General features: G+C 69.5%; 15 protein-coding genes. All 15 read left to right on the top strand.

The annotated features are described in order from the left end of the window. On the top strand, positions 1-1,230 hold the full coding sequence (locus ASD69_RS14365) for a parallel beta-helix domain-containing protein (protein WP_056179262.1): 1,230 nt from the start codon (positions 1-3) through the stop codon (positions 1,228-1,230). Positions 1,231-1,233: 3 nt separating this feature from the next. Next, a complete protein-coding gene (locus ASD69_RS14370) occupies positions 1,234-2,385 on the top strand; it encodes an SO2930 family diheme c-type cytochrome (RefSeq protein ID WP_056179264.1) in 1,152 nt (383 codons plus the stop codon). 94 nt (positions 2,386-2,479) lie between these two features. Further along, a complete protein-coding gene (locus ASD69_RS14375) occupies positions 2,480-4,918 on the top strand; it encodes a TonB-dependent receptor (protein ID WP_056179267.1) in 2,439 nt (812 codons plus the stop codon). A gap of 149 nt (positions 4,919-5,067) precedes the next feature. Beyond that, a complete protein-coding gene (gene recG / locus ASD69_RS14380; protein WP_056179270.1) occupies positions 5,068-7,185 on the top strand; it encodes an ATP-dependent DNA helicase RecG in 2,118 nt (705 codons plus the stop codon). A gap of 130 nt (positions 7,186-7,315) precedes the next feature. Continuing rightward, complete coding sequence (locus ASD69_RS14385) at positions 7,316-8,428, top strand: glucokinase (RefSeq protein WP_255357235.1); 1,113 nt, start codon at positions 7,316-7,318, stop codon at positions 8,426-8,428. A gap of 52 nt (positions 8,429-8,480) precedes the next feature. Further along, the gene (locus ASD69_RS22745; RefSeq protein ID WP_056179273.1) at positions 8,481-9,488 is read left to right on the top strand and encodes a N(4)-(beta-N-acetylglucosaminyl)-L-asparaginase; all 1,008 of its coding nucleotides are present in this window, start codon (positions 8,481-8,483) and stop codon (positions 9,486-9,488) included. Further along, positions 9,485-10,222 (top strand): copper homeostasis protein CutC, encoded by a 738-nt coding sequence (locus ASD69_RS22750; RefSeq protein ID WP_056179275.1) that lies wholly within the window; start codon positions 9,485-9,487, stop codon positions 10,220-10,222. The genes ASD69_RS22745 and ASD69_RS22750 overlap by 4 nt, the downstream gene beginning before the upstream one ends. A 592-nt stretch (positions 10,223-10,814) precedes the next feature. Further along, entirely contained in the window at positions 10,815-13,715 is a 2,901-nt protein-coding gene (locus ASD69_RS14400; RefSeq protein ID WP_235567236.1) for a TonB-dependent receptor, read from the top strand. Between the two features lie 137 nt (positions 13,716-13,852). Further along, positions 13,853-16,111, top strand: a complete 2,259-nt coding sequence (locus ASD69_RS14405; protein ID WP_056179282.1) for a family 20 glycosylhydrolase — start codon at positions 13,853-13,855, stop codon at positions 16,109-16,111. Further along, positions 16,108-18,579, top strand: coding sequence for a GH92 family glycosyl hydrolase (locus ASD69_RS14410; RefSeq protein ID WP_082576490.1), 2,472 nt, complete (start codon positions 16,108-16,110; stop codon positions 18,577-18,579). The genes ASD69_RS14405 and ASD69_RS14410 overlap by 4 nt, the downstream gene beginning before the upstream one ends. 150 nt (positions 18,580-18,729) lie before the next feature. Then, on the top strand, positions 18,730-19,779 hold the full coding sequence (locus tag ASD69_RS14415; protein ID WP_056179285.1) for a LacI family DNA-binding transcriptional regulator: 1,050 nt from the start codon (positions 18,730-18,732) through the stop codon (positions 19,777-19,779). 52 nt (positions 19,780-19,831) lie between these two features. Beyond that, on the top strand, positions 19,832-21,139 hold the full coding sequence (locus ASD69_RS14420) for a sugar MFS transporter (protein WP_056179287.1): 1,308 nt from the start codon (positions 19,832-19,834) through the stop codon (positions 21,137-21,139). 5 nt (positions 21,140-21,144) lie between these two features. After that, positions 21,145-22,161, top strand: a complete 1,017-nt coding sequence (locus ASD69_RS14425) for a carbohydrate kinase (RefSeq protein ID WP_056179976.1) — start codon at positions 21,145-21,147, stop codon at positions 22,159-22,161. Next, positions 22,145-23,440 carry an AGE family epimerase/isomerase gene (locus ASD69_RS14430; protein ID WP_056179289.1) on the top strand — a complete coding sequence of 432 codons (1,296 nt, stop codon included), beginning with the start codon at positions 22,145-22,147 and terminating at the stop codon, positions 23,438-23,440. The genes ASD69_RS14425 and ASD69_RS14430 overlap by 17 nt, the downstream gene beginning before the upstream one ends. Positions 23,441-23,448: 8 nt before the next feature. Next, complete coding sequence (locus ASD69_RS14435; RefSeq protein ID WP_056179292.1) at positions 23,449-26,097, top strand: glycoside hydrolase family 2 protein; 2,649 nt, start codon at positions 23,449-23,451, stop codon at positions 26,095-26,097. Positions 26,098-26,123 lie beyond the last annotated feature (26 nt).

Consider the following 26,123-nt stretch of genomic DNA (forward strand, 5'->3'; position numbering starts at 1 on the left):
ATGAGCAGACTGACCCTGGCACTCGCGATCCTGATCGCCCTGACCGCCTGCGGCCGCGACGCCGGACCGGCGCACGTGCCCAGCGCGCAGGTCGCAGCGGGCGATCCGGCCTACGCCGAAACCCTGCGCACGCGCTTGCTCGACGCCAAACCCGGCGACGTGATCGAGGTGCCGGCCGGCCGCTACAGCTTCGACCGCAGCCTCAGCCTGCGCGTGGACGGCGTGACCATCCGCGGCGCCGGCCCCGACAAGTCGGTGCTCAGCTTCAAGGGCCAGAAAGCGGGCGCCGAAGGCCTGCTGGTCAACGCCAGCCACTTCACCCTCGAGAACATCGCCATCGAGGACAGCAAGGGCGACGGCCTTAAGGTCAACGAAGGCGAGCACATCACCATCCGCAACGTGCGCGTGGAGTGGACCGGCGGGCCCAGCACCAAGAACGGCGCCTACGGCCTGTATCCGGTCAAGACCCGCAACGTGCTGATCGAGAACTCGGTGGCGATCGGCGCCTCCGACGCCGGCATCTACGTCGGCCAGTCGCGCGACGTGATCGTGCGCAACAGCCGTGCCGAGTTCAACGTCGCCGGCATCGAGATCGAGAACACCGTCAACGCCGACGTCTACGACAACGTGGCCACCAACAACACCGGCGGCATCCTGGTGTTCAACATGCCGGCGCTGTCGCAGCAGGGCGGGGCGATCCGGGTGTACAAGAACAAGGTGTACAAGAACAACACCGCCAACTTCGGCGCCAAGGGCACGCCGGTGGCCAGCGTGCCGGCGGGCAGCGGCGTGGTGGTCAATTCCAACGACGACGTCGAGATCTTCGACAACGACATCAGCGACAACGCCACCACCAACATCATCATTTCCAGCGTCTACTCGACCGGCTACAAGGACGATCAGGCGGCCAAGGACTTCGACCCGTACCCCGAGCGCATCTCGGTCTACGGCAACCGCTTGTCCGGCGGCGGCGACGCGCCCGACGGCTTCGATCTGAAGGCGCTCAAGGTGGCCAGCTACGGCCTCACCGGTCGCCTGCCCGATGTGCTCTGGGACGGCTACCGCAATCCCAAGCCGGCCAAGCCCGGCGATCCGCACCTGTGTCTGCGCGACGTGTCGGGCGTGCTCAACGCCGACGGCCCCGGCGGCTACAAGAACCCGAGCAAGGACATGGCGGCCTACAACTGCACCCTGCCCAAACTGCCGGCCATCGACCTCAAGCGCGGCTAAGCGATGACGGGATTGCGATCGCGCGCCTGCTTGCTGTTATTGCTGCTGTTGTCGGTGCTGGCCGCCTGCGATCGCGCACCGGCGCCGGTGCGCTTCCATGCCCAAGGCCAGCCGGCCCTGCTCAGCGAATGGGGCGTGCTGCGCGTGGCCGATCGCCACTTGCGCCTCAACGAAGGTGTGGTGCCCTACGAACTCAACACGCCGCTGTTCAGCGACTACGCGCACAAGCTGCGCACGGTGTGGATGCCCAAGGGCGCATCGGCGCGCTACAGCGCCGAGGGCGCGTTCGAGTTTCCGGTCGGTACCGTGGTCAGCAAGACCTTTTACTACCCGCGCGTACCCGGCCAGGCCGCGGACAGCGACGTGGTCGTGCGCAGCAACAGCGCCGACGGCGAGTTCCGCGACGGCGGCCTGGACCTGGCCAAGGTGCGACTGATCGAAACCCGCCTGCTGGTGCGGCGCCAGGAAGGCTGGATCGCGCTGCCCTACGTGTGGAATGCCGAGCAGACCGAAGCCAAGCTGATGCGCGGCGGCGAACTGGTGGCGCTGAGCCTGCAGGCCGCCGACGGCAGCCGCGAGGACGCGACTTATCAGGTTCCCGATCAAAACCAATGCGGCGGCTGCCACGGCACCGACATCAAGAGCAAGGCGCTGCAGCCGATCGGCCTGAAGGCGCGCCACCTCAATCGCGAGTTCGACTACGCCGGCGGCCGCGCCAACCAGCTCGCGCATTGGCAGCAGCTGGGTTACCTGCGCGATGCGCCGGCGGCCGGCGCCGCGCCGCATGCGGCCGACTGGCGCGACACCGCGCGCGCCAGCCTGGACGCGCGTGCGCGCGCCTACCTCGATATCAACTGCGGTCATTGCCACAGCCCCAAAGGACCGGGCAACACCTCGGGCCTGTGGCTGGATGCGGCCACCCAAGAGCCGCTGCGGCTGGGCCGCTGCAAGCTGCCGATCGCTGCGGGCAAGGGCACCGGCGACCGCCGCCACGACATCGTGCCGGGCGATCCGGACGCGTCGATCCTGACCTACCGCATGGACAGCGACGACCCCTCGGCGATGATGCCGGAGGTCGGTCGCTCCGTGGTGCATCGCGAAGGCGTGACGCTGATCCGAGAATGGATCGCGGCGCAGCAGGGAGATTGCGGCTAGCGCCCGGCGAGGCGTGCGCTGCCTGGGGAGGACGACGGGCGTGTTCGGGGGAACGCGTCGTCCATGTCGAAAACGAGCGTGAAGGAAGATCACGATGCTCTTGCGTAAACATAAGTTGGTCACCGCGATCGCCGCGCTTTGCGGCGGTGCCGTCCTCACCTTCGGCGCGCCGTCCACGGCGCTGGCGCAGTCCGCCGCGACCGAGCCGCAGCCGCGCGCCGAGGCCAAGGACCTCGACGCCATCACCGTCACCGCGCAGAGCCGCGAGCAGGAACTGCAGGACGTGCCGATCGCCCTGCAGGTGGTGAGCGACCAGCTCATCGACGACGTCGCCGCCAAGGACCTGGGCGATCTCGACAGCTTCGTGCCGGGCCTGGTGGTGAACAGCCAGCAGCCGACCCAGCCCAGCTTCCAGCTGCGCGGCATCAGCACCGACGACTTCGGCATCGGCACCGACCCGGCGGTCGGCATCTACGTCGACGGCGTCTACGCCGGCCGCGGCGGCGGCGTGCTGCTGCCGTTCACCGACGTGGAGCGGATCGAAATCCTCAAGGGCCCGCAGGGCACCCTGTTCGGCCGCAACACCGCCGCCGGCGCGGTGTCCATCATCACCCGCAAGCCCGGCAGCGACACCGAAGCCGCCGCGCGCCTGCGCCTGGGCAACGAAGGACGCGTCTACGCCGACGCGATGGTCAACTTGCCCACCGGCGAGGACGCGGCCCTGCGCGTGAACGCGCTGTTCAACCACAGCGACGGCTGGATCCAGGACGCCAACACCGGCCGCGATCTCAATCCCGAAAACAACTGGGCCACGCGCGCCGCGTTCCGGCTGGGCCTGGGCGAGCGCACCACCGCCACCTTGAGCTGGGACCACGAGAACCTGGACCAGCTCGGCCAGGCCACCACCGGCATCGTGCCGCTGCCGCCGCGGCCGGGCCTGCCGACCCTGCCGGTGGACGAGCTGGGCTACCTGGATCCGCGCAAGGTGCCCACCGCCTCCGACGCCGAAGGCAACGAGGAGTCGCGCCGCTTCGACGGCGTCACCCTGATCGTCGACCACGGTTTCGACTGGGGCACGCTGACCATGACCAGCTCCTGGCGCGACTACGACTCGGTCAACCGCGTCGAAGAGGACGGCACCGACCGCAACTACCTCTACGTCGACTCCACCAACACCGAGAGCAACGAAAGCCTGTACCAGGAGTTCAAGTTCGCCGGCAGCACCGACCGTATCGACTGGGTCGCCGGCGCCAGCTACTTCAAGGAGGAGGCCGACCAGACCAGCGAGGTCAACGCCCTGACCGACTCGGTGGATACCATCGTCCACAACCTGGGCCTGGCGCCCACGCCCACCGGCTATCTGTTCGGCTACGTCGACCAGCAACTGGCCGCGTTCGGCATTCCGATCCGACTGCGCGGCCACCGCTGGAACGAGAAGTTCATCAATACCCTGGAGACCCAGTCCTACGCGGTGTTCGGCGACGTGATCTGGCATGCCACCGACAGGCTCAACCTGACCTTCGGCCTGCGCTACACCCGCGACGAGAAGGAATTCAGCTGGCTCAACAACCCGCGTTCGGCGCCCGAGCTGGATGCGGCGCTGGACCAATTGGAAGCGATGGGCTTCTTCGCCCTGGCGGGCATCCCACGCGAGACCTTCGTCTTCGACGTGGCCTTCATCGACCCGCCGGCCATGCTCAACAAGGGCGTGACCAACCGCGCCAAACGCTCCTGGAGCGATGTCAGCCCGCGCTTCGTCGCCGACTACCATTTCAACGACAACACCATGGGTTACGCCTCGCTGGCCAAGGGCTACAAGGCCGGTGGGTTCAACTCGCTGCAGATCGGCAGCCGCTTCGACAACGAGGACGTGTGGAATCTGGAGTTCGGTCTGAAGCAGTCCTTCCCCGAGCATCGCCTGCAGTACAACCTGTCGGCCTACTACTACGTTTACGACAACCGCCAGGCGGTGGTGCTGGACATGAGCACCACCATCCCGCGCTTCGTCGTCGACACCTCGGACATGGAAGCCTACGGCGTGGACTTCGATGCGCGCTGGCAGGTCACCGACGGCCTGGGCCTGGACTTCAACGCCGCCTTCATCGACGCCACTTACAAGAACTACGCGTCGATCAGCGGCCTGGACCTGTCGGGCAAGCCCACCGGCGTGCCGCACTGGTTCCTGGCCGGCGGCATGAACTACCAGTGGTACCTGCAGGAGCACGGCGACCTGCGTCTCTCGCTGCGTCACGCCTACCGCAGCAAGAAGCGCTGCAACACCGAATCGGTGGCGCAGGGCGACTGCGGGCCCAGCCCGGCGCTGGACCTGGACGAGTCGCGCAACCGCACCGACGTGCGCCTGGCCTGGACCGCACCCAACGGCCATTGGGGCCTGGCCCTGTTCGGCAACAACGTGTTCGACAACCAGTACATCAATTCCCTGGGTACCTACGGCAAGACCGTGCTCGGCACCGTCGGCGCGCGCGTGACCGAGCCGCGCACCTTTGGTGTGGAGTTCAACGCGAAGTTTTGAAGGCCGGGATTCGAGATTCGGAATTCGGGATTCGACAGAGCGACCAGCGAGGGCCCGCCCATGGCGGGCTCTTCGCTTTTGCGAATCCCGAATCCCGAATCCCTAATCCCTAATCCCTAATCCCGACTCTCGGCCTTTATGCTTAGCGCATGCCGAAGCGCAAGGGCGGGGCGTCCGTCGATCTCCAATTGCAGCCGCTCTCCAGCCTGCCCGGGGTCGGCCCGAGCGTGGCCGAGAAACTCGCCGCGCGCGGTCTGAACAGCCTGCAGGACCTGTGGCTGCAATTGCCGCGGCAGTACGAGGACCGCACCTCGATCACCCCGATCCGCTTGCTGCAGCCGGGCGTGCCGGCGCAGGTCGAAGGCCGCGTCGAAGCGGTCGAGCGCGGCTTCCGCTATCGCCCGCTGCTGCGGGTGGCGATCGGCGACGACAGCCGCGGCACCCTGGTGCTGCGCTTCTTCCATTTCCGCGCCGCCCAGGTCGCGCAGTTCCGGGTCGGCGCGCGCGTGCGCTGCTACGGCACGCCCAAGCCCGGCCAGATCGGCTTGGAGATCGTGCATCCCAGCTATCGCGTGCTCGACGATCACGACGACAGCGCGCTGGGCGAGCGCCTGGATCCGGTCTATCCCGCGGTCGAGGGCATCGGCCCGGCTTCGCTGCGGCGCCTGATCGGCCTGGCCCTGGACCGCCTGCCCGACGAGGACGCGCTGGAGCTGTTGCCGCGCGAGCTGCGCGAGCGCCTGCAACTGCCGACCCTGCGCGAGGCCCTGCTGACCGTGCACCGGCCGCCGCAAGATGCCGACGTGGCCGCGCTGATCGCCGGCACCCATCCGGCCCAGCGCCGGCTGGCGCTGGAGGAACTGCTGGCCCATCACCTCAGCCTGCGTCGCCAGCGCATCGCCCAGCAGGCGCACAAGGCGCCGGCCTTGAAGGGCCTGGCCCTGGCCGAGCGCCTGCGCAAGGCCCTGCCGTTCGCGCTCACCGGCGCCCAGCAGCGCGTGTTCGCGCAGATCCGCGCCGACCTCGCCAAGCCCTCGCCGATGCTGCGCCTGGTCCAGGGCGACGTCGGCAGCGGCAAGACCGTGGTGGCGGCGATGGCGGCGATGATCGCGGTGCATGCCGGCCGCCAGGCCGCGCTGATGGCGCCGACCGAACTGCTGGCCGAGCAACACCTCAACAATCTGCGTGGCTGGCTGGAACCGCTGGACGTGCGGGTGGCCTGGCTGGCCGGCAAGGTCACCGGCCGCGCGCGCGCCAAGGTGCTGGAACAGGTGGCCTCGGGCGAGGCCCAGGTCGTGGTCGGCACCCACGCGCTGATGCAGGAGGGCGTGGCCTTCCGCGATCTGGCGTTGGCGATCGTCGACGAGCAGCACCGCTTCGGCGTGCACCAGCGCCTGGCGCTGCGCGACAAGGGCGCGGGCGGGGAGGTCGGCGCGAACGCGATCGTCCCGCACCAGTTGGTGATGACCGCCACCCCGATCCCGCGCACCCTGGCGATGGCCGCCTATGCCGATCTGGACGTGTCGGCGATCGACGAACTGCCGCCCGGGCGCACGCCGGTGCAGACGGTGGCGCTCAGCGAAGAACGCCGTCCGGAGCTGGTCGAGCGCATCCGCGGCGCCTGCGCCGAGGGCCGCCAGGCCTATTGGGTCTGCACCCTGATCGACGATTCCGACGAAGTGGTCGCGCAGGCCGCGCAGACCACCTTCGAAGAACTGTCGCGGCAGCTGGCCGAGCTGCGCGTGGGTCTGGTCCACGGCCGCATGAAGGCCAGCGAGAAGCAGGCGACCATGCGCGCGTTCAAGGACGGCGACATCGACCTGCTGGTCGCGACCACGGTGATCGAGGTCGGCGTGGACGTGCCCAATGCCTCGCTGATGATCGTCGAGAACGCCGAGCGGCTGGGCCTGGCGCAGCTGCACCAGCTGCGCGGCCGGGTCGGGCGCGGTCGCGCCGCGTCCAGCTGCGTGCTGCTGTACCGCGCGCCGCTGTCGGGGCTGGCGCGGCAACGCCTGGAGACCATGCGCCAGACCCACGACGGCTTCGTGATCGCCGAAAAGGATCTGGAATTGCGCGGCCCGGGCGAACTGCTGGGCACGCGCCAGACCGGTCTGGCCGGCTTCCGCGTCGCCGACCTGGCCCGCGACGCCGACCTGCTGCCGCAGGTGCAGGCGCTGGGCGAGCGCCTGCTCGCCGACGCGCCCGAGATCGCCCAGCGCATCGTCGAACGCTGGGTCGGCGGCGCCGCGCGCTACGCTTCGGCGTAGGCGGGCGGGCGCCCCCATGCGCCGCGGTCGCCGGGCGGCGCAGCTGAATTGACGAAATCGGCCGGTTTTGATCGATACAAATGCGCGACGGCTTGGTCGATAATCGGGTCAACCCCCTGGGAAGCAGGCCATGCCCGCCGTCCGCTCCAACGCCGCCGTCCTGCCCGCGCCGTCCGCCGCCGGCACTCCGGTCCCTCGTCGCGGCGAGACCGCGCTAGCGGTGCACGTGTCGGAACCGGCATGCTCGCCGGCTATGACGGTCCATCCCAAGTGCGCGCAGCTGCGCGATCTGATCGCCGCCGATGTCGGCGGCACCCATGCCCGGGTCGGACATGTGCGCGTCGGCGACGACGGCACGCTGTCGGTACTGCGCTTTCGCCAATACGCCTGCGCGCAGGCCCCCAGCCTGGCCGCGATCCTGCGCGACTTCGCCGAAGAGGCGCAGGTGGCGCAGGAACACGCGGTGGTCGCGATCGCCGGGCGCCTGGACGGCGACCGCCTGCTCAACAGCAATCTGCCCTGGCCGGTCTCGCTGGAGCGCACCCGGCTGGAGGCCGGCTGCGGACAGTTGGCCCTGCTCAACGATTTCGAAGCCGTGGCCTACGCGGTGCCGCGCCTGGACCCGGCGCGCATGCTGCACATCTGCGGCGACACCGCCGCCAACGCCGGCCCGGCGTTGGTGCTGGGCCCGGGCACCGGCTTCGGCGCCGCGCTGTACGTGCCGGGCTCGCCCGCGCGCGTGCTGGCCAGCGAAGCCGGCCACGCCGCGCTGGCCGCGGGCACGCCGCGCGAACTGGATTTGCTGCGGCAACTGCTGCAACGCTGGCCGCACGTGGACAACGAACGCGTGCTGTCCGGCCCCGGTCTGGTCCACACCTACGAAGCGCTATGCGCGCTGGACGCGGCGCCGCCGCGACTGGACACGCCCGAAGCCATCGCCGCGGCCGCGCAGCGCGGCGACGATGCGCAGGCGGTGGAGGCGCTGTCGATCTTCTGCGCCATGCTCGGCAGCCTGGCCGGCGACCTCGCCGTGACCTTCGGCGCGCAGTCGGTGTACCTGGCCGGCGGCATCCCGGCCCAGATCGCGCCGTTCCTGCTGGCCAGCGATTTCGCCGCGCGCTTCCGCAACAAGGGCGTGTTCGCCGAGCTGATGGCGCGCACGCCGGTGCGGCTGGTCGAGCACGGCCAACGCGGCCTGCTCGGCGCCGCCGCCTATTACCTGGAGCGCCACGCCGGCGACTGAAATCGCGCGGCGCGACGGCGACCGCCGACCGACTTCCCATCGAGACCACGCCATGAGCACGCGCCGCCACTTCCTCCAGTCCTCGTTATTGGCCGCGGGCGCCCTGGCCGCGCCGCGTCTGGCGCGGTCCGCGCCCGCCAGCGGCGCCAAGGTGGTGTCGACCTGGGATTTCGGCGTCGGCGCGAATGCGGCGGCCTGGCCTGTGCTCGCGCGCGGCGGCGACGCGCTGGACGCGGTGGAGGCCGGCGCGCGCTGGGCCGAGGCCGACCTGTGCAATCCCACCGTGGGCCGCTGTGGCAATCCCGACCGCGACGGTGTGCTGACCCTGGACGCCAGCATCATGGCCGGCGACGGCCGCTGCGGCGCGGTCGCTGCGCTCGAGGACATCCTGCATCCGGTGTCGGTGGCGCGCGCGGTGATGGAGAAGACCCCGCACGTGATGCTGGTGGGCGAGGGCGCCCAGCAGTTCGCGCTGGCGCAGGGCTTTCCCAAGCAGCCGCTGCTGACCGACGAGGCGCGCAAGGCCTGGCGCGAATGGCTGAAAACCAGCGAGTACCGCCCGCAGATCAATGCCGAGCGCAGACAGCGCCCGGGCGACGCCAGCAACCACGACACCCTGGGCATCCTGGCGATCGGCGCGGACGGCAAGCTTGCCGGCGCCTGCACCACCAGCGGCATGGCCTGGAAGCTGCACGGCCGGGTCGGCGACAGCCCCATCGTCGGCGCCGGTTTGTACGTGGACAACGAGGCCGGCGCCGCCACCGCCTCGGGCGTGGGCGAGGAGATGGTGCGCAACGCGGCAAGCTTTCTCGTGGTCGAACTGATGCGCCAGGGCCGCTCGCCGGCCGAGGCCTGCCGGGAGGCGATCGAACGCGTGGTGCGCAAACGGCCGGAAGCCAGCAAGCAATTGCAGGTGTGCTTCCTGGCCTTGAACAAGCACGGCGAAGTCGGGGCCTACGCGCTGCACCAGGGTTTCGTCTACGCCGTGCACGACGGCGGCGCCGGGCCGCACGAGCGTCTGCACGAATCGGCGTCGGTCTACGCCACGGCACGCCAGTGAGCCGCATCGCCCTGGAGATCGCCGCCAACTCGCTGGCCTCGGCGCTGGCGGCGCAGGACGGCGGCGCCGACCGGGTCGAACTGTGCGAGAACCTGGGCGAGGGCGGTTGCACGCCGTCCTACGCCAGCATCGCGATGGCGCGCGAGCGCCTGCGCATCCCGCTGTACGTGCTGATCCGCCCGCGCGCAGGCGATTTCCTCTACGACGCGTTGGAGCGCGAGCATATGCGCCGCGACATCGAACTGTGCGTTCGCCTGGGCTGCGACGGCGTGGTGATCGGCGCGCTGGATGCCGACGGCGACGTCGACCGCGACGCCTGCGCCGAACTGATCGCCGCGGCCGGCGCGCTTGGCGTCACCTTCCATCGCGCCATCGACGCCGCGCGCGATCGCGCGCGCGCGCTGGAGGACGCGATCGCGCTCGGCTGCGAGCGCGTGCTGAGTTCCGGCGGCGCGGCCGGCGCCCCTGCCGGCGCCGCCGGCATCGCCGCGCTGGTGCGGCAGGCGCAGGGACGCATCGCGCTGATGGCGGGGGCGGGGATCGGGGCCGGCAACGTGGCCGCCTTGCTGGCCGCGACCGGAGTGAACCAGGTGCACGCCTCGGCCAAGGGCATGCAGCGTTCGCGCATGCGCTGGCGTAACGCAGCGCTGGTGGGGCTGGATCCGGATTGGATCGCCAGCGAGCGCGAGCAAGTAGCTGCGCTGCGCCAGGCCCTGGATGCCAGCGCTGCCTGACGCCGCCCGTAGGGTGTGGTGAGCCTGGGGCGAACCGCACCGTCGCGCGAGCCCGAATCGTCGTGCCGGGGCGGTCGCCACCTCGTGCCAATCACCGAGGCGGCCAGGCCGCCCTGGAAGCGCCGAGACCTTGCATCGTCGCCGCGCTCGCTCGTCGCCGTGGAAGCCGCGCCGCAGTAGGGAGCGGCGAACCGCAGCATCGCACCGATGCGGCGGCCACCGCGGCCTGGGGCGCAGCGCTGCCTCGCCACCTCGATCACAAACGGCACGGGGCCCGGTCTGGCCGGATTCTCGAGCACTAAACCCATCCGGCTCAATCGCTTAGCCGTCGAAGGTTAAAGATTTGTTGCAGCGCAGAATGCAATCCGGCAAAGCCTGTGATGAATTTAGATCGATCCAGTTTTGTAGGGGGAAAGGGATGGCCGGGCCGGCGTCCCTTTTAAACGGTCGGATTTTTAGATCGTGACAAAAGCTGGAGATCGCTGTCCGCGTGTCCCGTTGCAGCCCACCTTTCGAGATCGCCGTGATGACTCACTCCACGCTTCACCGCAATGCGCTGACCAGCGCGCTCGCGCTCGCTTTGTTCGCACCGCTGGCCGCGCAGGCCCAGGACGCGCCGCAGGGGACGGCCGCCCAGGACCAGGTAACCGAAGTCGAAAAAATCACCGTCACCGGTTCGCGCATCAAGCGCACCCAAATCGAAGGCCCGGCGCCGGTCACGGTGATGACCGCCGAGCAGATCAAGGCCGAAGGCTTCGTCACCGTGCACGACGCCCTGAGCACGCTCAACGAGGCCATCGGCACCGTCGAGGCCGACGTCCAATGGGGCTCGCACACGCCCAACGCCAGCCCGCTCAACCTGCGCAACATGGGGCCCAACCGCAGCCTGCTGCTGGTCAACGGCCGCCGCGTCGCCGATTACCCGCTGCCCTACGGCGGCCAGAGCAACTTCGCCAACTACTCCAACATTCCCGCCGCGGCGGTCGAGCGCATCGAAGTGCTGACCGGCGGCGCCTCGGCGATCTACGGCTCCGACGCCATCGCCGGCGTCATCAACGTGATCCTGAAGAAGAACTACAGCGGCGACGAAGTGCGCGTGCGCGGCGGCACCTCCACCGAAGGCGGTCGCGACACCTGGGACCTGTCCTGGGCCGGCGGCAAGACCGGCGAGCAGTGGAGCGTGAGCTACGCCCTGCAGTGGACCAAGCGCGACCCGCTGTTCGGCCGCGACCGCCCCCAGATGGACGACTCCGACGATGCCGCGCCCAGCTCCTGGAACACCGAGCAGCGCAAGGTCGGCTTCCGTCCGTTCACCGGCCTGGCCCTGCTCGACGCCGGCAACGGCAACCGTCGCCTGGCCCCGCCCCCCGGCGCCTGCGAACAGTTCCGCGGCGAGTACTACCGCGCCGACCGCCTGGTCTACAACTACAACACCAACACCGTCAGCAACACCGGCCAGCTATGCGGCAAAAGCGCCGACTTCGGCGATTGGCTGCTGCGCAGCGGCAGCGAGGACTGGTCGGCCTACGCGCATGCCACCTGGGATTTCGACAACGGCATGCAGGCCTGGGTCAACGTGGCCCTGTACGATTCCAAAGCCCAGTGGGGCACCTCGCCGCCGTCGTTGCAGCTCACCGACGGCCTGGACGGCGGCGCCTTCATCGACGCCAACACCGGCCGCCAGCTGATCGGTGTGCGCAGCTTCACCCCGTTCGAGGTCGGCGGCATGGACAACATGCGCAACCTCAACAAGGAACAGTCCTGGGACCTGAGCGCGGGCCTCAGCGGCACCGTGTTCGACGGCCGCTTCAACTGGGACGCCTCGGTCGGCCGCTCGCGCTACACCGTGCACGAGCGCATCGCCACGGTCGATTGGGACGCGGCCGAGAACTTCTTCCTCGGCCCTCAGATCGGCACCCAGGGCGGTCTGCCGGTGTACAACTTCAACGAAGCGCGCTGGTGGGCGCCGGTGACGCCGGAGCAGTACCGCCAGTTCGGCGTCAACTCGATCAACAACGCCGCGTCCTGGGTCAATCAGGCGCAGGCCTCGATCAGCGGCGACCTGTTCGAAGGCTGGGCCGGCCCGATCGGCTTCGCCGCGGTGCTGGAAGCGGCCAAGCAGGGCTACCAGCTCGACCCCGATCCACGCGGCAACCAGGATTACTGGGTGCAGAACATCGATCGCGGCGGCGGCGAGCGCACCCGCTATTCGGCCGGCGTCGAGTTCAAGGTGCCGCTGCTGGAATCGGTGACCCTGACCGCGGCGGCGCGCCGCGATCACTACGGCAGCTACCACGCCTTCGATTCGGCCGCGCGCCTGGCGATCGGCTCACAGGCCGAAACCACCTGGAACGCCGGCATCGAATGGCGCCCGCTGTCCAACCTGTTGTTGCGCGGCAGCTACGCCACAAGCTTCCACGCGCCGGACATGCATTTCCTGCTGGCCCAGCCCAGCACCTCCGACGTCGGCATGAGCGACCCGCTGCGCTGCATCCAGAGCGGCGCCTATCTGACCAACGACTGCGGCAGCGGCAACCCCGACGTGTTCTACGCCTTCGGCGCCAACCGCCGCGGTACCCCGGATCTGAAGTCCGAACTGGGCGAGTCGTGGACGGTCGGTCTGGTCTGGGATCCGATGGACAACCTGTCGCTCACCGCCGACTACTGGTCGATCGATCTGGACGACGAAATCCGCGACCTGCCGCTGGACGTGATCCTCAATGACGAGGCCGGCTGCCGTACCGGCAAGACCGTCGATCCCTCGGTGCCCTGGTCCAACCCCAGCGGCGCGGAGTACTGCGCGACCATCCTGGCGCGCGTGAACCGCGACGCCAACGGCCGCCTGCTGTCGGTGGAAACCGGTCCGATCAACATCGCCCAGCGCAGCGTCGCCGGCGTCGACGCCTCGCTGCGCTACCGCCTCGATACCGCGCGCTGGGGCAACTTCCAGTTCGGCCTGAACTACACCAACCTGGTGTCGATGAAGGAGCAGGTGTACGCCACCGATCCCAACCCGGAACGTCGCGATCGCGACGTGCGCAGCAAGATCCGCGGCAGCGTGAGCTGGCAGGGCGAGAAGTGGAACTGGACCGTGTACGGCGACCGCATAGGCTCGGTACCGGGCGTGCGCTACCACTGGGGCACCGACCGTCTCGACAACCCCGGCGGCTGCCGCCCGTTCCCGGACGGCTATGTGCCCAGCGACAGCCTGGACGCCAATTGCGCGGTGCCGCCCGGCAGCAGCAACCCCAACGCCGGCAAGAGCACCTCGCGCTACTACGGCCGCGTCGGTCCGGCGATCACCTGGAACTTCAACGTCGGCTACAAGGTGACCGACCGCGCCAAGATCAACTTCTACGTCAACAACGTGTTCAACAGCACCGGCTGGAACCACAAGGACCCGTACAAGCTCGACTACGAGTTCTACAACAGCCGTCTGTTCAGCCCGGTCGGCCGCGAAGTGTCCCTGGAGTACGTGTTCAACTTCGATTGATCTCTCCCGCCCTCCCCCTCGGGCCCTGGGCCCGGCCGACTGGCCGGGCTCTTTTTTCCCTGGGGCGGCGGCCGTTTTCGGGCGACCGCCCGATCCTCGCCTACGGGCCGTAGGCACGCATCCGGAACGCGTTCGACTTGGGTATCCGCCTCGCCACGACGCTGCTGTTGCTGCTGTTCGCGCCGGCCTGCGTCTGCGCGCAAGCGCCGTTGTCGCAGGCTGTGGCCACGCAGGCGCCGACGTCGCCGGCGCTGATTCCGCAGCCGCGGCATTGGCAGCGCGGCGAGGGCAGGTTCGTGCTCGACAGCGGCGTGGCCCTGGTGGTGCCGGCCGATACGCGCAGCCGCGAGATCGCCGATTTCCTGCGCCGCTCGCTGGCAGACGATCACGGCCTGTGGCTGACCGCCCGCGGGGCGCGCGACGCGCGCACGATCGAGCTGCGCCTGGACGCCGCGGTGGCCGGCGAAGAGGCCTACCGCATCGAGGTCGCGCCACAGCGCATCGTGCTGAGCGCCGCGCGACCGCGCGGACTGTTCTGGGCGGTGCAGAGCCTGCGTCAGCTGCTGCCGCCGGGCCGCGCCACGCGCATCGAAGTGCCGGCGCTGCGCATCGAGGATGCGCCACGCTACGGTTATCGCGGGCATATGCTCGATGTCGGCCGCCATTTCATGCCGGTCGACTTCGTCAAGAAACAAATCGACCTGCTGTCCTACTACAAGATCAACACCTTCCGTTGGCATCTCAGCGAAGACCAGGGCTGGCGGATCGAGATCAAGCGCTATCCCAAGCTGACCCAGGTCGGCGCGTGGCGCGACGAGCAAGACGGCAGCCGCTACGGCGGCTACTACACCCAGGCGCAGATACGCGAAGTGGTGGAATACGCGCGTCAGCGCAACATCATGGTGATCCCCGAGATCGAGATGCCCGGGCATGCGTCGGCGGCGCTGGCGGCCTATCCGGAGCTGTCCTGCCGTAAGCAGCCGATCGCCGTGCCCGCCAGCTGGGGGGTGTTCGAGGACATCTACTGCGCCGGCGACGAGTCCACCTTCGAGTTCCTGCAGCAGGTGCTGGACGAAGTGGTCGCCTTGTTCCCCGCGCCCTATGTGCACATCGGCGGCGACGAAGCGCCCAAGGCGCGTTGGAAGGAAAGCGCGTCCTCGCAGCAGCGTATGCGCGAACTCGGGCTGAAGGACGAGGACGAACTGCAGGCCTGGTTCGTGCGCCGCATCCAGCGCTACCTCGCCGGCAAGGGCAAGACCCTGATCGGCTGGGACGAGATCCTCGACGGCGGCCTGGGCAAGGACGCCATCGTCGAAGTCTGGCGCGGAGACGAACCGGCCGCGAGCGCGCTGCGCAACGGCAACCGCATCGTCGTGGCCAGCCCGTTCTATTTGGACCGGGCGCTGAGCGATCTGAGCCTGGAAAAGCTCTATCGCACCGATTTCGCCGCCGCGCCGGCGTTCGCCGAGCATGCCGCGCAGGTGCTGGGCGCCGAGGCGCCGCTGTGGACCGAGCGGGTGACGCCGCGCAATGCCGAGGCGATGCTGTATCCGCGCCTGCTCGCGTTCGCCGAGAACACCTGGAGCGGCGTCGGCGACTACCCGGATTTCCAACGCCGCCTGAGCCAGCACTACCCCAGGCTCGACGCCTGGCGGGTGAGCTACGGCCCGGAAGCGACGGACGTGGTGGGCTATCGGCTGGAGCGCGATCCGGCGCAACGCGTATGGCGTGTGCACGCGCAACGCGGTTTCTCCGACTTGCGCATCCACTACAGCACCGACGGCCGCGAACCGGACGCGACCTCGCCCTGGTTCGAGGACAGCCTGGAGATCGCCCGGCCGGGCACGCTGAAGCTGACCCCGTATCGCCACGGCCGCGCCTATGCGCGCAGCCGCGCTTACCCCCTGGTGGCGCACCGCGGTCTGGATCGCGAAGTGCGCTACTCGCTGCCGGCGCACCCGCGCTACCGCGGCAATGCCGATACCGCGACTCTGAGCGATGGCGTGCTGGCCGGCGACGAGCATGCCGACGGCCGCTGGACGGCCTGGGCCGGCGGCGACGTCGAGCTCATCGTGGACCTGGGCGCGCCGACCGTGCTGCGCGCGCTGTCGGCGCGCTTCCTGCAGCAGACCCAGAGCTGGATCCTGCCGCCGCGCCACCTGCAGCTGTTCACGTCCGACGACGGCCGGCGCTGGACGCCGGGCGCGGAACTCGCGCTGGACGTGGACGCCGCCGAGTTGCGCCAGCGTTATCACACGCCGCGCCTGGTCTTGCCGCAGCCGATGCGCGCACGCTACCTGCGCTTGCAGATTCAAGGCTATGGCGCTCTGCCCGCGGGCCATCCCGGTGCCGGCAGCCCGTCCTTCTATTTCGTCGACGAACTGGTGATCGAATGAGTCGCTCGCACACGCCGCCGCAGACCGCCGGTTCCGCTCTCCGCTTGCGCACGGGCCTGCGCTGGTTGGGTTTGGCCCTGGCCTTGACCGTTGCCGCCGCGCAGGCCGCGCCCGCGCGCGAGGACCTCGCCGCCGCGGTCAACACCTACATCGGCAGCAAGGACGACGGCAACACCTATCCCGGCGCGTCCGCGCCGTTCGGCCTGATCCAGGTCTCGCCGATCGGCGATCACTACGCCGGCTGGCGCTACGACGAGCCCAAGATCCGCGGCTTCGGCCATTCCTTCCTGTCCGGTGCCGGCTGCTGGGAGCAGGGCGGGCAGTTGTCGGTGCTGCCGGTGACCGGCAGCATCGCGCCGGGCGGCGCCTTCGACACCGCCAAGTCCGAGAGCTTCGATCAGCGCAAGTACGCCGCCGCCTATACCCACGAAGGCGAGGTCGGGCAGGCCGGTTACTACAAAGTGCGGCTGACCGATTACGGCGGCATCGATGTCGAAGCCACCGCGCGCACCCGCGCCGCCGCCGAGCGCTACACCTTCAGCGTCGATGCCGGCACCGGCCACGTGCTGGTCAACACCGGCCAGGCCAACAACCGCCACTGGGTGGTCGGCAGCGCGCTGCGCGTGGTCGACGAGCGCAGCGTCGAGGGCCGCATCACCACCAAGAGCTTCTGCGGCGGCCAGAACTACACCACCTGGTTCGTGCTGCGCTTCGACCGCCCGTTCCAAAGCCAGGGCACCTGGGACGAGGAGGGCGGCCACCCCGGCGGCCGCGGCGCCATGCAGGGCGACGGCCGTCCGGCCGGCGCGTGGTTCAGCTTCGATCTCAAGCAGGGCCGCGCGGTCACCGCGATCAGCGCGATCTCGCACGTCGACCAGCAAGGCGCCTGGAACAATCTGCGCGCCGATGCCATGGCCGGCGAGCAAACGCTGGGATTCGACGCCATGCGCACGCGTGCGCAGGACGCTTGGCGCAAGGAGCTACAGAGCGTGCGCGTGCAGGGCGGCAGCGGCGACGATCGCACCGTGTTCTACACCGCGCTCTACCACACCTTGTTGCAGCCGCTGACCGGCAGCGACGCCGACGGCCGTTATCGCGGCTACGACGATCGCATCCACCAGGCCGAAGGCTGGACCTATTACGAGTACTTCTCGCTGTGGGACACCTACCGCTCGCAGAACCAGCTGCTGGCGATGCTGCGTCCGCAGCGCGCGCGCGACATCGCCCAGTCGGTGCTGAAAATCCGCGAGCAGGGCGGCTGGCTGCCGCGCTGGGGCTACGCCAGCTTCGAGACCAATGTGATGACCGGCGACCCGGTCACGCCGTTCCTGGTCGATCTGTGGAAGTTCGGCGCATTGCAGGGCCGCGAGCGCGAGGCCTGGACCGCGCTGCGCGAGAACGCCTTCGGGGTGCCGCCGTTCGGTTCGCGCAGCAGCGGCCGCGCCGGTAATCCCAGCTATCTGCAGCGGGGTTTCGTCCAGTACGACCGCGCGTTCCCGGTCAAGAGCATGGACATCGATCCGCATCACGGCGGTTCGGCCACGCTGGAGTACGCGCTCGCGGATTGCTCGCTCGCGAGCTTCGCCCAGGCCCTGGGCGAGGACGCGGACGCGCAGGCGCTGCGCACGCGCGGCGGCAACTGGCGCAAGGTGTGGGACGCGCAAGCCCAGGACGCCGAGCTGGGCTACACCGGCTTCCCGCGTCCGCGCCTGGACGACGGCGGCTGGTACAGCGGGCCGGACGGACGCTACAACCCGCGTTCGCACCACGGCTTCCACGAAGGCACCGCCTGGCAATACCAGTGGCTGGTGCAGCAGGACGTGCCCGGACTGGCCGCGGCGATGGGCGGCGAAGCCGAGGCGCTGCGCCGGCTGGACGCGTTCTTCGCTTACGACGCGCTGGTGGCGGACCCGGCCCACGCCGCGCGCAAGCAGTGGGTGGTGGGGCCGTACAGCTACTACAGCCAGTACCGCTATAACCCCAACAACGAACCCGACCTGCACGCGCCCTGGCTGTACGCGCTGCTGGGACAGCCGTGGAAGACCTCGACGGTGCTGCGTTCGGCGCAGACGCTGTTCACCAACGCGCCCAACGGCGTCACCGGCAACGACGACCTGGGCACCATGTCGGCCTGGTACCTGTTCAGCGCGATCGGCCTGTACCCGCTGATGCCGGGCAGCGGTGAGCTGGTGCTGCACGCGCCGCGTTTCGAGCGCGTCGAGCTGGACCTGGGCGAGGGCAAGACCCTGCGCATCGAGGCGCCGGGCGCCGACGGCCGCAAGCTGCAATATCCGCAGTCGGTACGTTTCGGCAGCGCGGCGGTCGATCAGGTCTGGCTGGATTGGTCGCGCGTACGCGATGGCGGCACCCTGCGTTTCGAACTCGGTCCCGCGCCGTCGGCCTGGGCCACCGCCGCTTCGGCGCGTCCGGCCGCGGCCTGCGGCGCGCAAACCGGGAGCGCGCCTTGAATGCGGTCGCGGCGCCGCCGCGCCGCCCGGCGGTCCGCAGCGGCCGCGGGTCGGCCGGCCTGGGCCTTGCCGCCGCAAGCAGCCAACTTGGATCGATCCACTTGGTGAATAATCGGGCGACAGCACGAGTCCAAGGACCCGGGATCTCCGATGACGACCCACAAGCCCGGCACCGGCCGGTCCAACCGCAAGCAGGTCACCGTGACCGACATCGCCCAAGCCTGCGGCGTGTCGCGGGCGACGGTGTCGCTGGTGCTGCGCGGCAGTCCGCTGGTGCATGCCGATACCCGCGCGCGGGTGGAAGCGGAATTGAAGCGGCAGCGCTACGTCTACAACCGGGCGGCGGCGAACCTGCGCCGGCAGACTTCCAGTTCGGTCGCGTTGGTGATCAACGACCTGTCCAACCCCTTCTTCGCCGAGTTCGCCGCGGGCGTGGACGAGGCCTTGGGCGAGGAGGGCTACGTCACCCTGTTGGGCAGCACGGCCGAATCGCCGCAGCGCCAGTTGGCGGTGCTGGGCTCGCTGGTCGAGCACGGGCCGGCCGGCATCATCCTGTCGCCGGCCGAGCACAGCGACGGCGCGGCGCTGCAACGCTTGCTGGGCGCGCACACGCCGGCGCTGGTGTTCAACCGCGCCTTGCCGGGCGTGGACTGGGACTTCCTGGCGCTGGACAACGAGCACGGCGCGCGTCTGGCCACCGAGCACCTGCTGTCGCTGGGGCACCGGCGGATCGCGTTCTTCGGCGGGCATGCCGATTCCAGTTCCTGTCGGCAGCGCCGGCAGGGCTACAGCGACGCGATGCGCGCGGCGGCGATCGAGCCTTCGCCGGATTGGCTGGTCGAATGCAGCCCGACCCGCGTCGAAGCCGCCTCGCGCACCGCCGAACTGTTCGAGCACGCGCCGGATGCGACCGCGGCGGTTTGCTACAACGACACCGTCGCCTTGGGCCTGATGCTGGGCCTGAGCGCGCGCGGGATCCGGCCGGGGCTGGACTTCGCCCTGACCGGATTCGACGACATCACCGAGGCGGCGCTGTCGACGCCGTCGCTGACCACGCTGGCGGCGCAGCCGCGCGCGTGCGGGCGCCAGGCCGCCGAACTGCTGTTGCAGCGCGTGCGCGATCCGGGCGCGTTGTCGCGGCGCGTGATCGCGCCGGTGAAGCTGGTGGTGCGCGGCAGCAGCGGAGCCGCGGCCATGTGAGTTCCCTCCTCCGGCGCCGACCGCACGACGCCTCCACCGAGCCGTCGACGCCATGAGCACTCAAGATCCCAACGCGCCGGCGTCCGCCGCGCGCAACCGCGCGGCCCTGATCGCGATGACCGCGATCTTCTTCATGTGGGGCTTCATCACCGAGCTCAACGGGGTGCTGATTCCGCACCTGCAGTCGGTGTTCCAACTCACCCACGCGCGCTCGATGCTGCTGGACTCGGCCTTCTTCGGGGCCTACTTCGTGATGGCGGTGCCGGCCGGGCGGGTGGTGGCCAGGGTCGGCTACAAGCTGGGCATCGTGATCGGCCTGCTGATCGCCGGCGGCGGCGCGCTGCTGGTGCTGCCGGCGGCGCAGGCGGCCTCGTTCGAATTGTTCCTGCCGGCCTTGTTCATTCTGGCCACCGGCATCGTCCTGTTGCAGGTCTCGGCCAATCCCTACGTGAGCCTGCTGGGCGCGCCCGAGCGCGCCGCCAGCCGGCTCAACTTCGCCCAGGCGGTGAATTCGCTGGGCCACACCATCGGCCCCTACGTGGCCGGCCTGCTGATCTTCAGCGCGACCCTGCTCAGCGCCGAACAGCTGGCCAAGCTGCCGGCGGCCGAGCGCGTGCAGACCGTGCAGCCGCTGTACATCGGCGTGGCCGTGGCGCTGATCGCGCTGGCGGCGGCGGTGTACTTCTTCCGCATGCCGGCGCTCACCGAGGCCACCGAACAGGCCGATACGCGCAAGCACGGCTTCGTCGACGTGCTGCGTCATTCGCATCTGCGTTGGGGCGTGCTGGCGATCTTCTTCTACGTGGGCGTCGAGGTCACGGTCGCTCACTTCATGGTCAAGTACGTTTCGCGCCCGGAGATCGGCGCGATGAGCGAAGGCCAGGCTTCGCTGTACCTGTCCTACTACCACGGCGCCGCGATGATCGGCCGCTTCCTCGGCGCGGCGCTGCTGATGAGCGCCAATCCGCGCCGGTTGCTGCCGTTGTACGCGGCGGTCAACATCGTGCTGCTGCTGGTCACCATGAACACCCTGGGCGGCGTGGCCTTGTGGTCGGTGGTGCTGGTGGGCCTGTTCAACTCGATCATGTTCCCGACCATCTTCACCCTGGCGATCGAGCGCCTGGGCCCGATGACCGAGAAGGCTTCCAGCCTGCTGGTGATGGCCATCGTCGGCGGCGCGGTGATTCCGCCGCTGCAGGGCGCCTTGGTGGATCTGCTCAAGGGCGCGCTGGGCGACGAGACCCGCGCCCTGCAGTACGCGTTCGTCGTATCCGCGCTGTGCTACGCCTACATCGTCTGGTACGGCCTGCGCGGTTCGCGCCTATCGCCGCCAGCCAACACCGTACAGGGGCAGGATTGAACCGCATGCGCAACATCGTTTGCTTCGGCGAGGCCTTGATCGATTTCCTCGCCCAGCCCGCGCCCGCCGACGACGCGCCGCGCGCGTTCCTGAAATACGCCGGCGGCGCGCCGGCCAACGTCGCCGCGGCCGCGGCGCGGCTGGGCGCGCCGACCCAGTTCGTGGGCATGCTGGGCCACGACATGTTCGGCGACTTCCTGCTCGACAGCCTGCGCGGTTGCGGCGTGGCCACCGACTACGTGCTGCGCACCGACGCGGCCAAGACCGCGCTGGCCTTCGTCGCCCTGGACGAACACGGCGAACGCAGTTTCAGCTTCTATCGTCCGCCGGCGGCGGATCTGCTGTTCCGCAGCGAGCACTACGCCGCCGACTGCTTCGCCCGGGCCGGCGCCTTCCACGTCTGCTCCAACAGCCTGACCGAAGACGAGATCGCCGAGGCGACCTTGCAGGGCATGCGTCTGGCGCGTGCGGCCGGCGCCCTGGTGAGCCTGGATCTCAACCTGCGCCCGATGCTGTGGCCGCAGGGCGTGGAGCCGCGGCCGCGCTTGTGGCAGGCGCTGGCCGCGGCCGACCTGGTCAAGCTGGCGCGCAACGAACTGGACTATCTGGCCGAGCCCTACGGCGGCGGCGAAGCCGGCGAACGCGCGGTGCGCGAACGTCTGTTCGCGGGCGCGGCGCGCTGGCTGGTGGTCACCGACGGCGGCGCGCCGATGCGCTGGTACAGCGCCGACGGCGACGGCGACGGCGAGGGCGAGGTGCGCGGCTTCCGGGTCAAGGCGGTCGACACCACCGCCGCCGGCGACGCCTTCGTCGGCGGCCTGCTCTCGTATCTGTGCGAACGTGGCGTGGATGCGGCGGGCCTGCCCGCGTTCCTGGCCGACCGCGCCGCGCTGGAGGACGCCCTGCGTTTCGCCGCCGCGGTCGGCGCGCTGGCGGTGACCCGGCACGGCGCCTTCGCCGCGATGCCCTCGCGCGCGCAGGTCCAGCAATTGCTCAAGGATCAGTATGAACACGCTGCCTGACCCCGTCGCCCCGGACTTCCGTTCCGCCGACTTCCTGCGTGCGCATATCGCGCGCACCATGGCCTTCTATCACCCGCGCTGCATCGATCCGTCCGGTGGCTTCTTCCACTATTTCAAGGACGACGGCGGGGTTTTCGAGGCCTCGCACCGGCATCTGGTCAGCAGCACCCGCTTCGTTTTCAACTACGCCATGGCCGCGCGCGAGTTCGGCGAGGACGCGGCTTTGCGCGCGCAGTACCTGCAGGCGGCGCGCCACGGCCTGCGCTACCTGCGCGAGCGCCACCGCAATCCGGACACCGGCGGTTACGCCTGGACCCTGCGCGACGGCCGGGTCGAGGACGAGACCTACCACTGCTACGGCGTGGCCTTCGTGCTGCTGGCGTACTCCACCGCGCTCAAGGCCGGCATGGACGAAGCGCGCGCCTGGATGGACGAAACCTGGCAGCTGCTGGAGCGGCGCTACTGGGAACCGCGGCACGGCCTGTATCGCGACGAAGCGGACGCGCATTGGAACTTCAGCGGCTACCGTGGCCAGAACGCCAACATGCACATGTGCGAGGCGATGCTGGCGGCGTTCGAAGCCAGCGGCGAGCGCCGTTACCTGGATCGTGCGCTGGGCCTGGCCGAGCGCATGACCCGCCACCACGCCGCCCAGGCCGGCGGGCTGGTGTGGGAGCACTACGACGCCGACTGGAACATCGACTGGACCTACCACCTCGACGATCCCAAACACCTGTTCCGCCCCTGGGGCTTCCAGCCCGGCCACCAGACCGAGTGGGCCAAGCTGCTGCTGATCCTGGACCGGCATGTCGAGGCCGACTGGCTGCTGCCGACCGCGCGCCATCTGTTCGACACCGCGCTCGCGCATTCCTGGGATGGACGGCGCGGCGGCATGTATTACGGTTTTGCGTTCGAGGGCCTACGGCAGGCGTTGAGCGAAGCAAGCGCTTTGGAACGTCCAGCCATGGATGGCCCGGCGCTTGCGGAGGGACCCGCGTATGTGTGCGACGACGACAAGTATTTCTGGGTTCAAGCCGAATCGCTGGCCGCCGCCGCGCTGCTGGCCGCGCGCACCGGCGAAGATCGCTATTGGGATTGGTATCAGCGCCTGTGGGCCTACGCCTGGACGCATCTGGTCGATCATCGCTACGGCGCCTGGTTCCGCATCCTCGATGCCGACAACCGCAAGTACAGCGACGAGAAGAGTCCGGCCGGCAAGACCGATTACCACACCATGGGCGCGTGTTACGAAGTGCTGAACCTGGTGCGCGGGAGCTGAGGGCGAAGATGCGGCCGGCCAAGCTCTGGCGGGGATGGCGAGGCTGCGCGGCGGTCGTATCGATCGCCGTGGCGGTGCTGTTCGCCACGGCCGCGCCGGCGGCGCAGCCCCAGGTGCGCTACCTGCATCAGGGCTGGGAGTTCCGCTTGCTGCCGGACGACCCGCAGGCGCGCGAGCATGCGCCCGCGACGCAGTGGCGCGCCGCGCGCGTGCCCGGTCACGTGCATACCGACCTGCTCGCCCAGGGGCTGATACCCGATCCCTATGTCGGCGCGCCGGAAGCGCAGCTGCAATGGATAGGCCTGGGCGCCTGGGAATACCGCAGCCGCTTCGATCTGAGCGAGGCGACACTGCGCAAGTCTCATGCCGAGCTGGTATTCGAGGGCCTGGATACCTACGCCGACGTCTACCTCAACGGCGAGGCGCTGCTGTCGGCCGACAACGCTTTCCGGAACTGGCGGCTGCCGGTGGCCGGCAAGTTGCGCGCGCGCGGTAACGAGCTGCGGGTGGTGCTGCATTCGCCGATCCGGCGTCTGCTGCCGCGCGTGGAGGCGATGCCGCACAAGATCGCCGGCAACTACCCCTCGCCCTACGGCGACGAGCCCAAGGAGGCGATGACCGGCAACTTCGCGCGCAAGCCCGGCTACCACTACGGCTGGGACTGGGGCCCGCGCTACGTCACCGCTGGCGTATGGCGCGACGTGAAGCTGGAGAGCTGGGACGGCCCGCGTATCGACGAACTGCACCTGCGTCAGCTGCGCGTCGATGCCGATGTCGCCGAGCTGCGCGCGCAGGTGCAAGTGCGCGCCGACGCCGCCGGCAGCGCGACCCTGGAGCTGGACTGGCTGGACCCCGACGGCCGCCGCGCGCGCGCGCTGCGCCAGACCGTGCAACTGCAAGCCGGCGCGCAAACGTTGAATGTGCCGGTGCGGATCGAGCGGCCGCGTCGCTGGTACCCGTTCGGCTACGGCGAGCAGGCGCTGTACACCTTCCGCGCGCGTCTGCTCGACGCGGACGGCCAGCGCGCCCAGGCGCAGCAGCGCACCGGCCTGCGCCGGGTCGAGCTGCGCCGGCCGCGCGACGCGGAGGGGCAGGGCTTCGCGTTCGCGGTCAATGGCATCGAGATCTTCGCCAAGGGCGCCAACGCGATCCCGTTCGACATGTTTCCCGCGCGGGTGCCGCGCGAACGTTTGCGCAAGACCCTGGAGGACGCGCGCGCGGCCAACATGAACATGCTGCGTAACTGGGGCGGCGGCTATTACGAAAGCGATGCGTTCTTCGACCTGGCCGACGAGCTCGGCCTGATGGTGTGGCAGGACTTCATGTACGGCGGCGGCATGCAGCCGGGCTTCGATCCGGCTTTCCGCGCCAATGCCGTGGCCGAGGCGCGCGACCAGGTCCGACGCCTGCGCCGCCATCCCAGCATCGTGCTGTGGTGCGGCAACAACGAAGAGGAGACGGCCTGGAAGGATTGGGGCCATCGCCGCAAGCTGATGGAGTCCGATCCTGCTTTCGCGCAGACGGTCTGGGACGGCTACGTGCAGCTGTTCGGACGCGACCTGCGCGAGGTGGTCGCGCAGGAGGCCGGCGATCTGCCGTACTGGTCCAGTTCGCCCGGCAACGATCTGGACGAGAAGGCCAACGATTCGTCCAAGGGCGACAAGCATTACTGGGACGTGTGGGCCGGCTCCAAACCGATCGCCGCCTACTTGGACGAAACCCCGCGTTTCATGTCCGAGTTCGGCCTGCAGGCCTGGCCGTCGCTGCGCACCGTCGACGCCTTCGCCAGCGCGGCGGAGCAGGGTATCGATACGCCGGTGATCCGCGCCCACCAGAAGTTCCTCGCCGGCGCCGGCAACGAGCGCCTGCTGCACTACATTCGCGCCGGCTACGGCGAGCCGCGCGATTTCGCCCAGTTCGTCTACCTCAGCCAGGTCATGCAGGCCGAGGGCATCGAGCTGGCCGCGTTGCACCACCGCGCCAGCCGGCCGCACACCATGGGCTCGCTGTACTGGCAGCTCAACGACGTCTGGCCGGGCGCGTCCTGGTCCAGCCTGGACTATTACGGCCGTTGGAAGGCTTTGCACTTCCACGCACGCCGCTTCTTCGCCCCGGTCGCGGCGGCGGCGCTGCGCAAGGACGGGCGCACCACGCTGAGCCTGCTGTCGGACCGCACCCAGGCCCTGCCGGCGCGATGGACGCTGCGCGTGATCGATTTCGACGCCCGCGAACATTGGCGTGCGCAGGGCGAGGTCGCGCTGACGCCGCTGGCCGTCACCGCCGCGGGCGCCTGGAGCGATGCCGAACTGCTGCGCGGCGCCGACCAGCGCCGTACCGCGGCGGTGTTCGAGCTGCAGGCTCAAGGCGAGCCGGTATCGCGCCGTGTGATCTATTTCGACGAAGCCGAGGCGCTGGCGCTGAGCGATCCGCAGTTGCGCACGCAGTGGCGTCGCGACGGCAAGGCCGCGGTATTGACGCTGCAGACCGAGCGCCTCGCGCGCGGGCTGTGGATCGAGTTCGACGGCCTCGACGCCGAATTGTCCGATAACGCCTTGACCCTGCTGCCCGGCGAAACCGTGCAGCTGCGCGTGCGCGCCGATGCCGACCTCGCGCGTCTGCGCCAGGCGCTGCGGCTGCGCTGGCTGGGCGCCCCCTAAGTCCGGCTTCCGTTTTCCCGCGCCGC

Source organism: Lysobacter sp. Root604 (assembly GCF_001427505.1).
Lineage (GTDB): Bacteria > Pseudomonadota > Gammaproteobacteria > Xanthomonadales > Xanthomonadaceae > Lysobacter.

What these genes read in the sequence shown, in the direction of transcription:
- ASD69_RS14430 (WP_056179289.1), top strand. Translation starts at nt 22,145, where the DNA reads ATGAACACGCTGCCTGACCCCGTCGCCCCGGACTTCCGTTCCGCCGAC.
- recG (WP_056179270.1), top strand. Translation starts at nt 5,068, where the DNA reads ATGCCGAAGCGCAAGGGCGGGGCGTCCGTCGATCTCCAATTGCAGCCG.
- ASD69_RS14385 (WP_255357235.1), top strand. Translation starts at nt 7,316, where the DNA reads ATGCCCGCCGTCCGCTCCAACGCCGCCGTCCTGCCCGCGCCGTCCGCC.
- ASD69_RS14420 (WP_056179287.1), top strand. Translation starts at nt 19,832, where the DNA reads ATGAGCACTCAAGATCCCAACGCGCCGGCGTCCGCCGCGCGCAACCGC.
- ASD69_RS14435 (WP_056179292.1), top strand. Translation starts at nt 23,449, where the DNA reads ATGCGGCCGGCCAAGCTCTGGCGGGGATGGCGAGGCTGCGCGGCGGTC.
- ASD69_RS14375 (WP_056179267.1), top strand. Translation starts at nt 2,480, where the DNA reads ATGCTCTTGCGTAAACATAAGTTGGTCACCGCGATCGCCGCGCTTTGC.
- ASD69_RS14425 (WP_056179976.1), top strand. Translation starts at nt 21,145, where the DNA reads ATGCGCAACATCGTTTGCTTCGGCGAGGCCTTGATCGATTTCCTCGCC.
- ASD69_RS14365 (WP_056179262.1), top strand. Translation starts at nt 1, where the DNA reads ATGAGCAGACTGACCCTGGCACTCGCGATCCTGATCGCCCTGACCGCC.
- ASD69_RS14370 (WP_056179264.1), top strand. Translation starts at nt 1,234, where the DNA reads ATGACGGGATTGCGATCGCGCGCCTGCTTGCTGTTATTGCTGCTGTTG.
- ASD69_RS22745 (WP_056179273.1), top strand. Translation starts at nt 8,481, where the DNA reads ATGAGCACGCGCCGCCACTTCCTCCAGTCCTCGTTATTGGCCGCGGGC.
- ASD69_RS14410 (WP_082576490.1), top strand. Translation starts at nt 16,108, where the DNA reads ATGAGTCGCTCGCACACGCCGCCGCAGACCGCCGGTTCCGCTCTCCGC.
- ASD69_RS14415 (WP_056179285.1), top strand. Translation starts at nt 18,730, where the DNA reads ATGACGACCCACAAGCCCGGCACCGGCCGGTCCAACCGCAAGCAGGTC.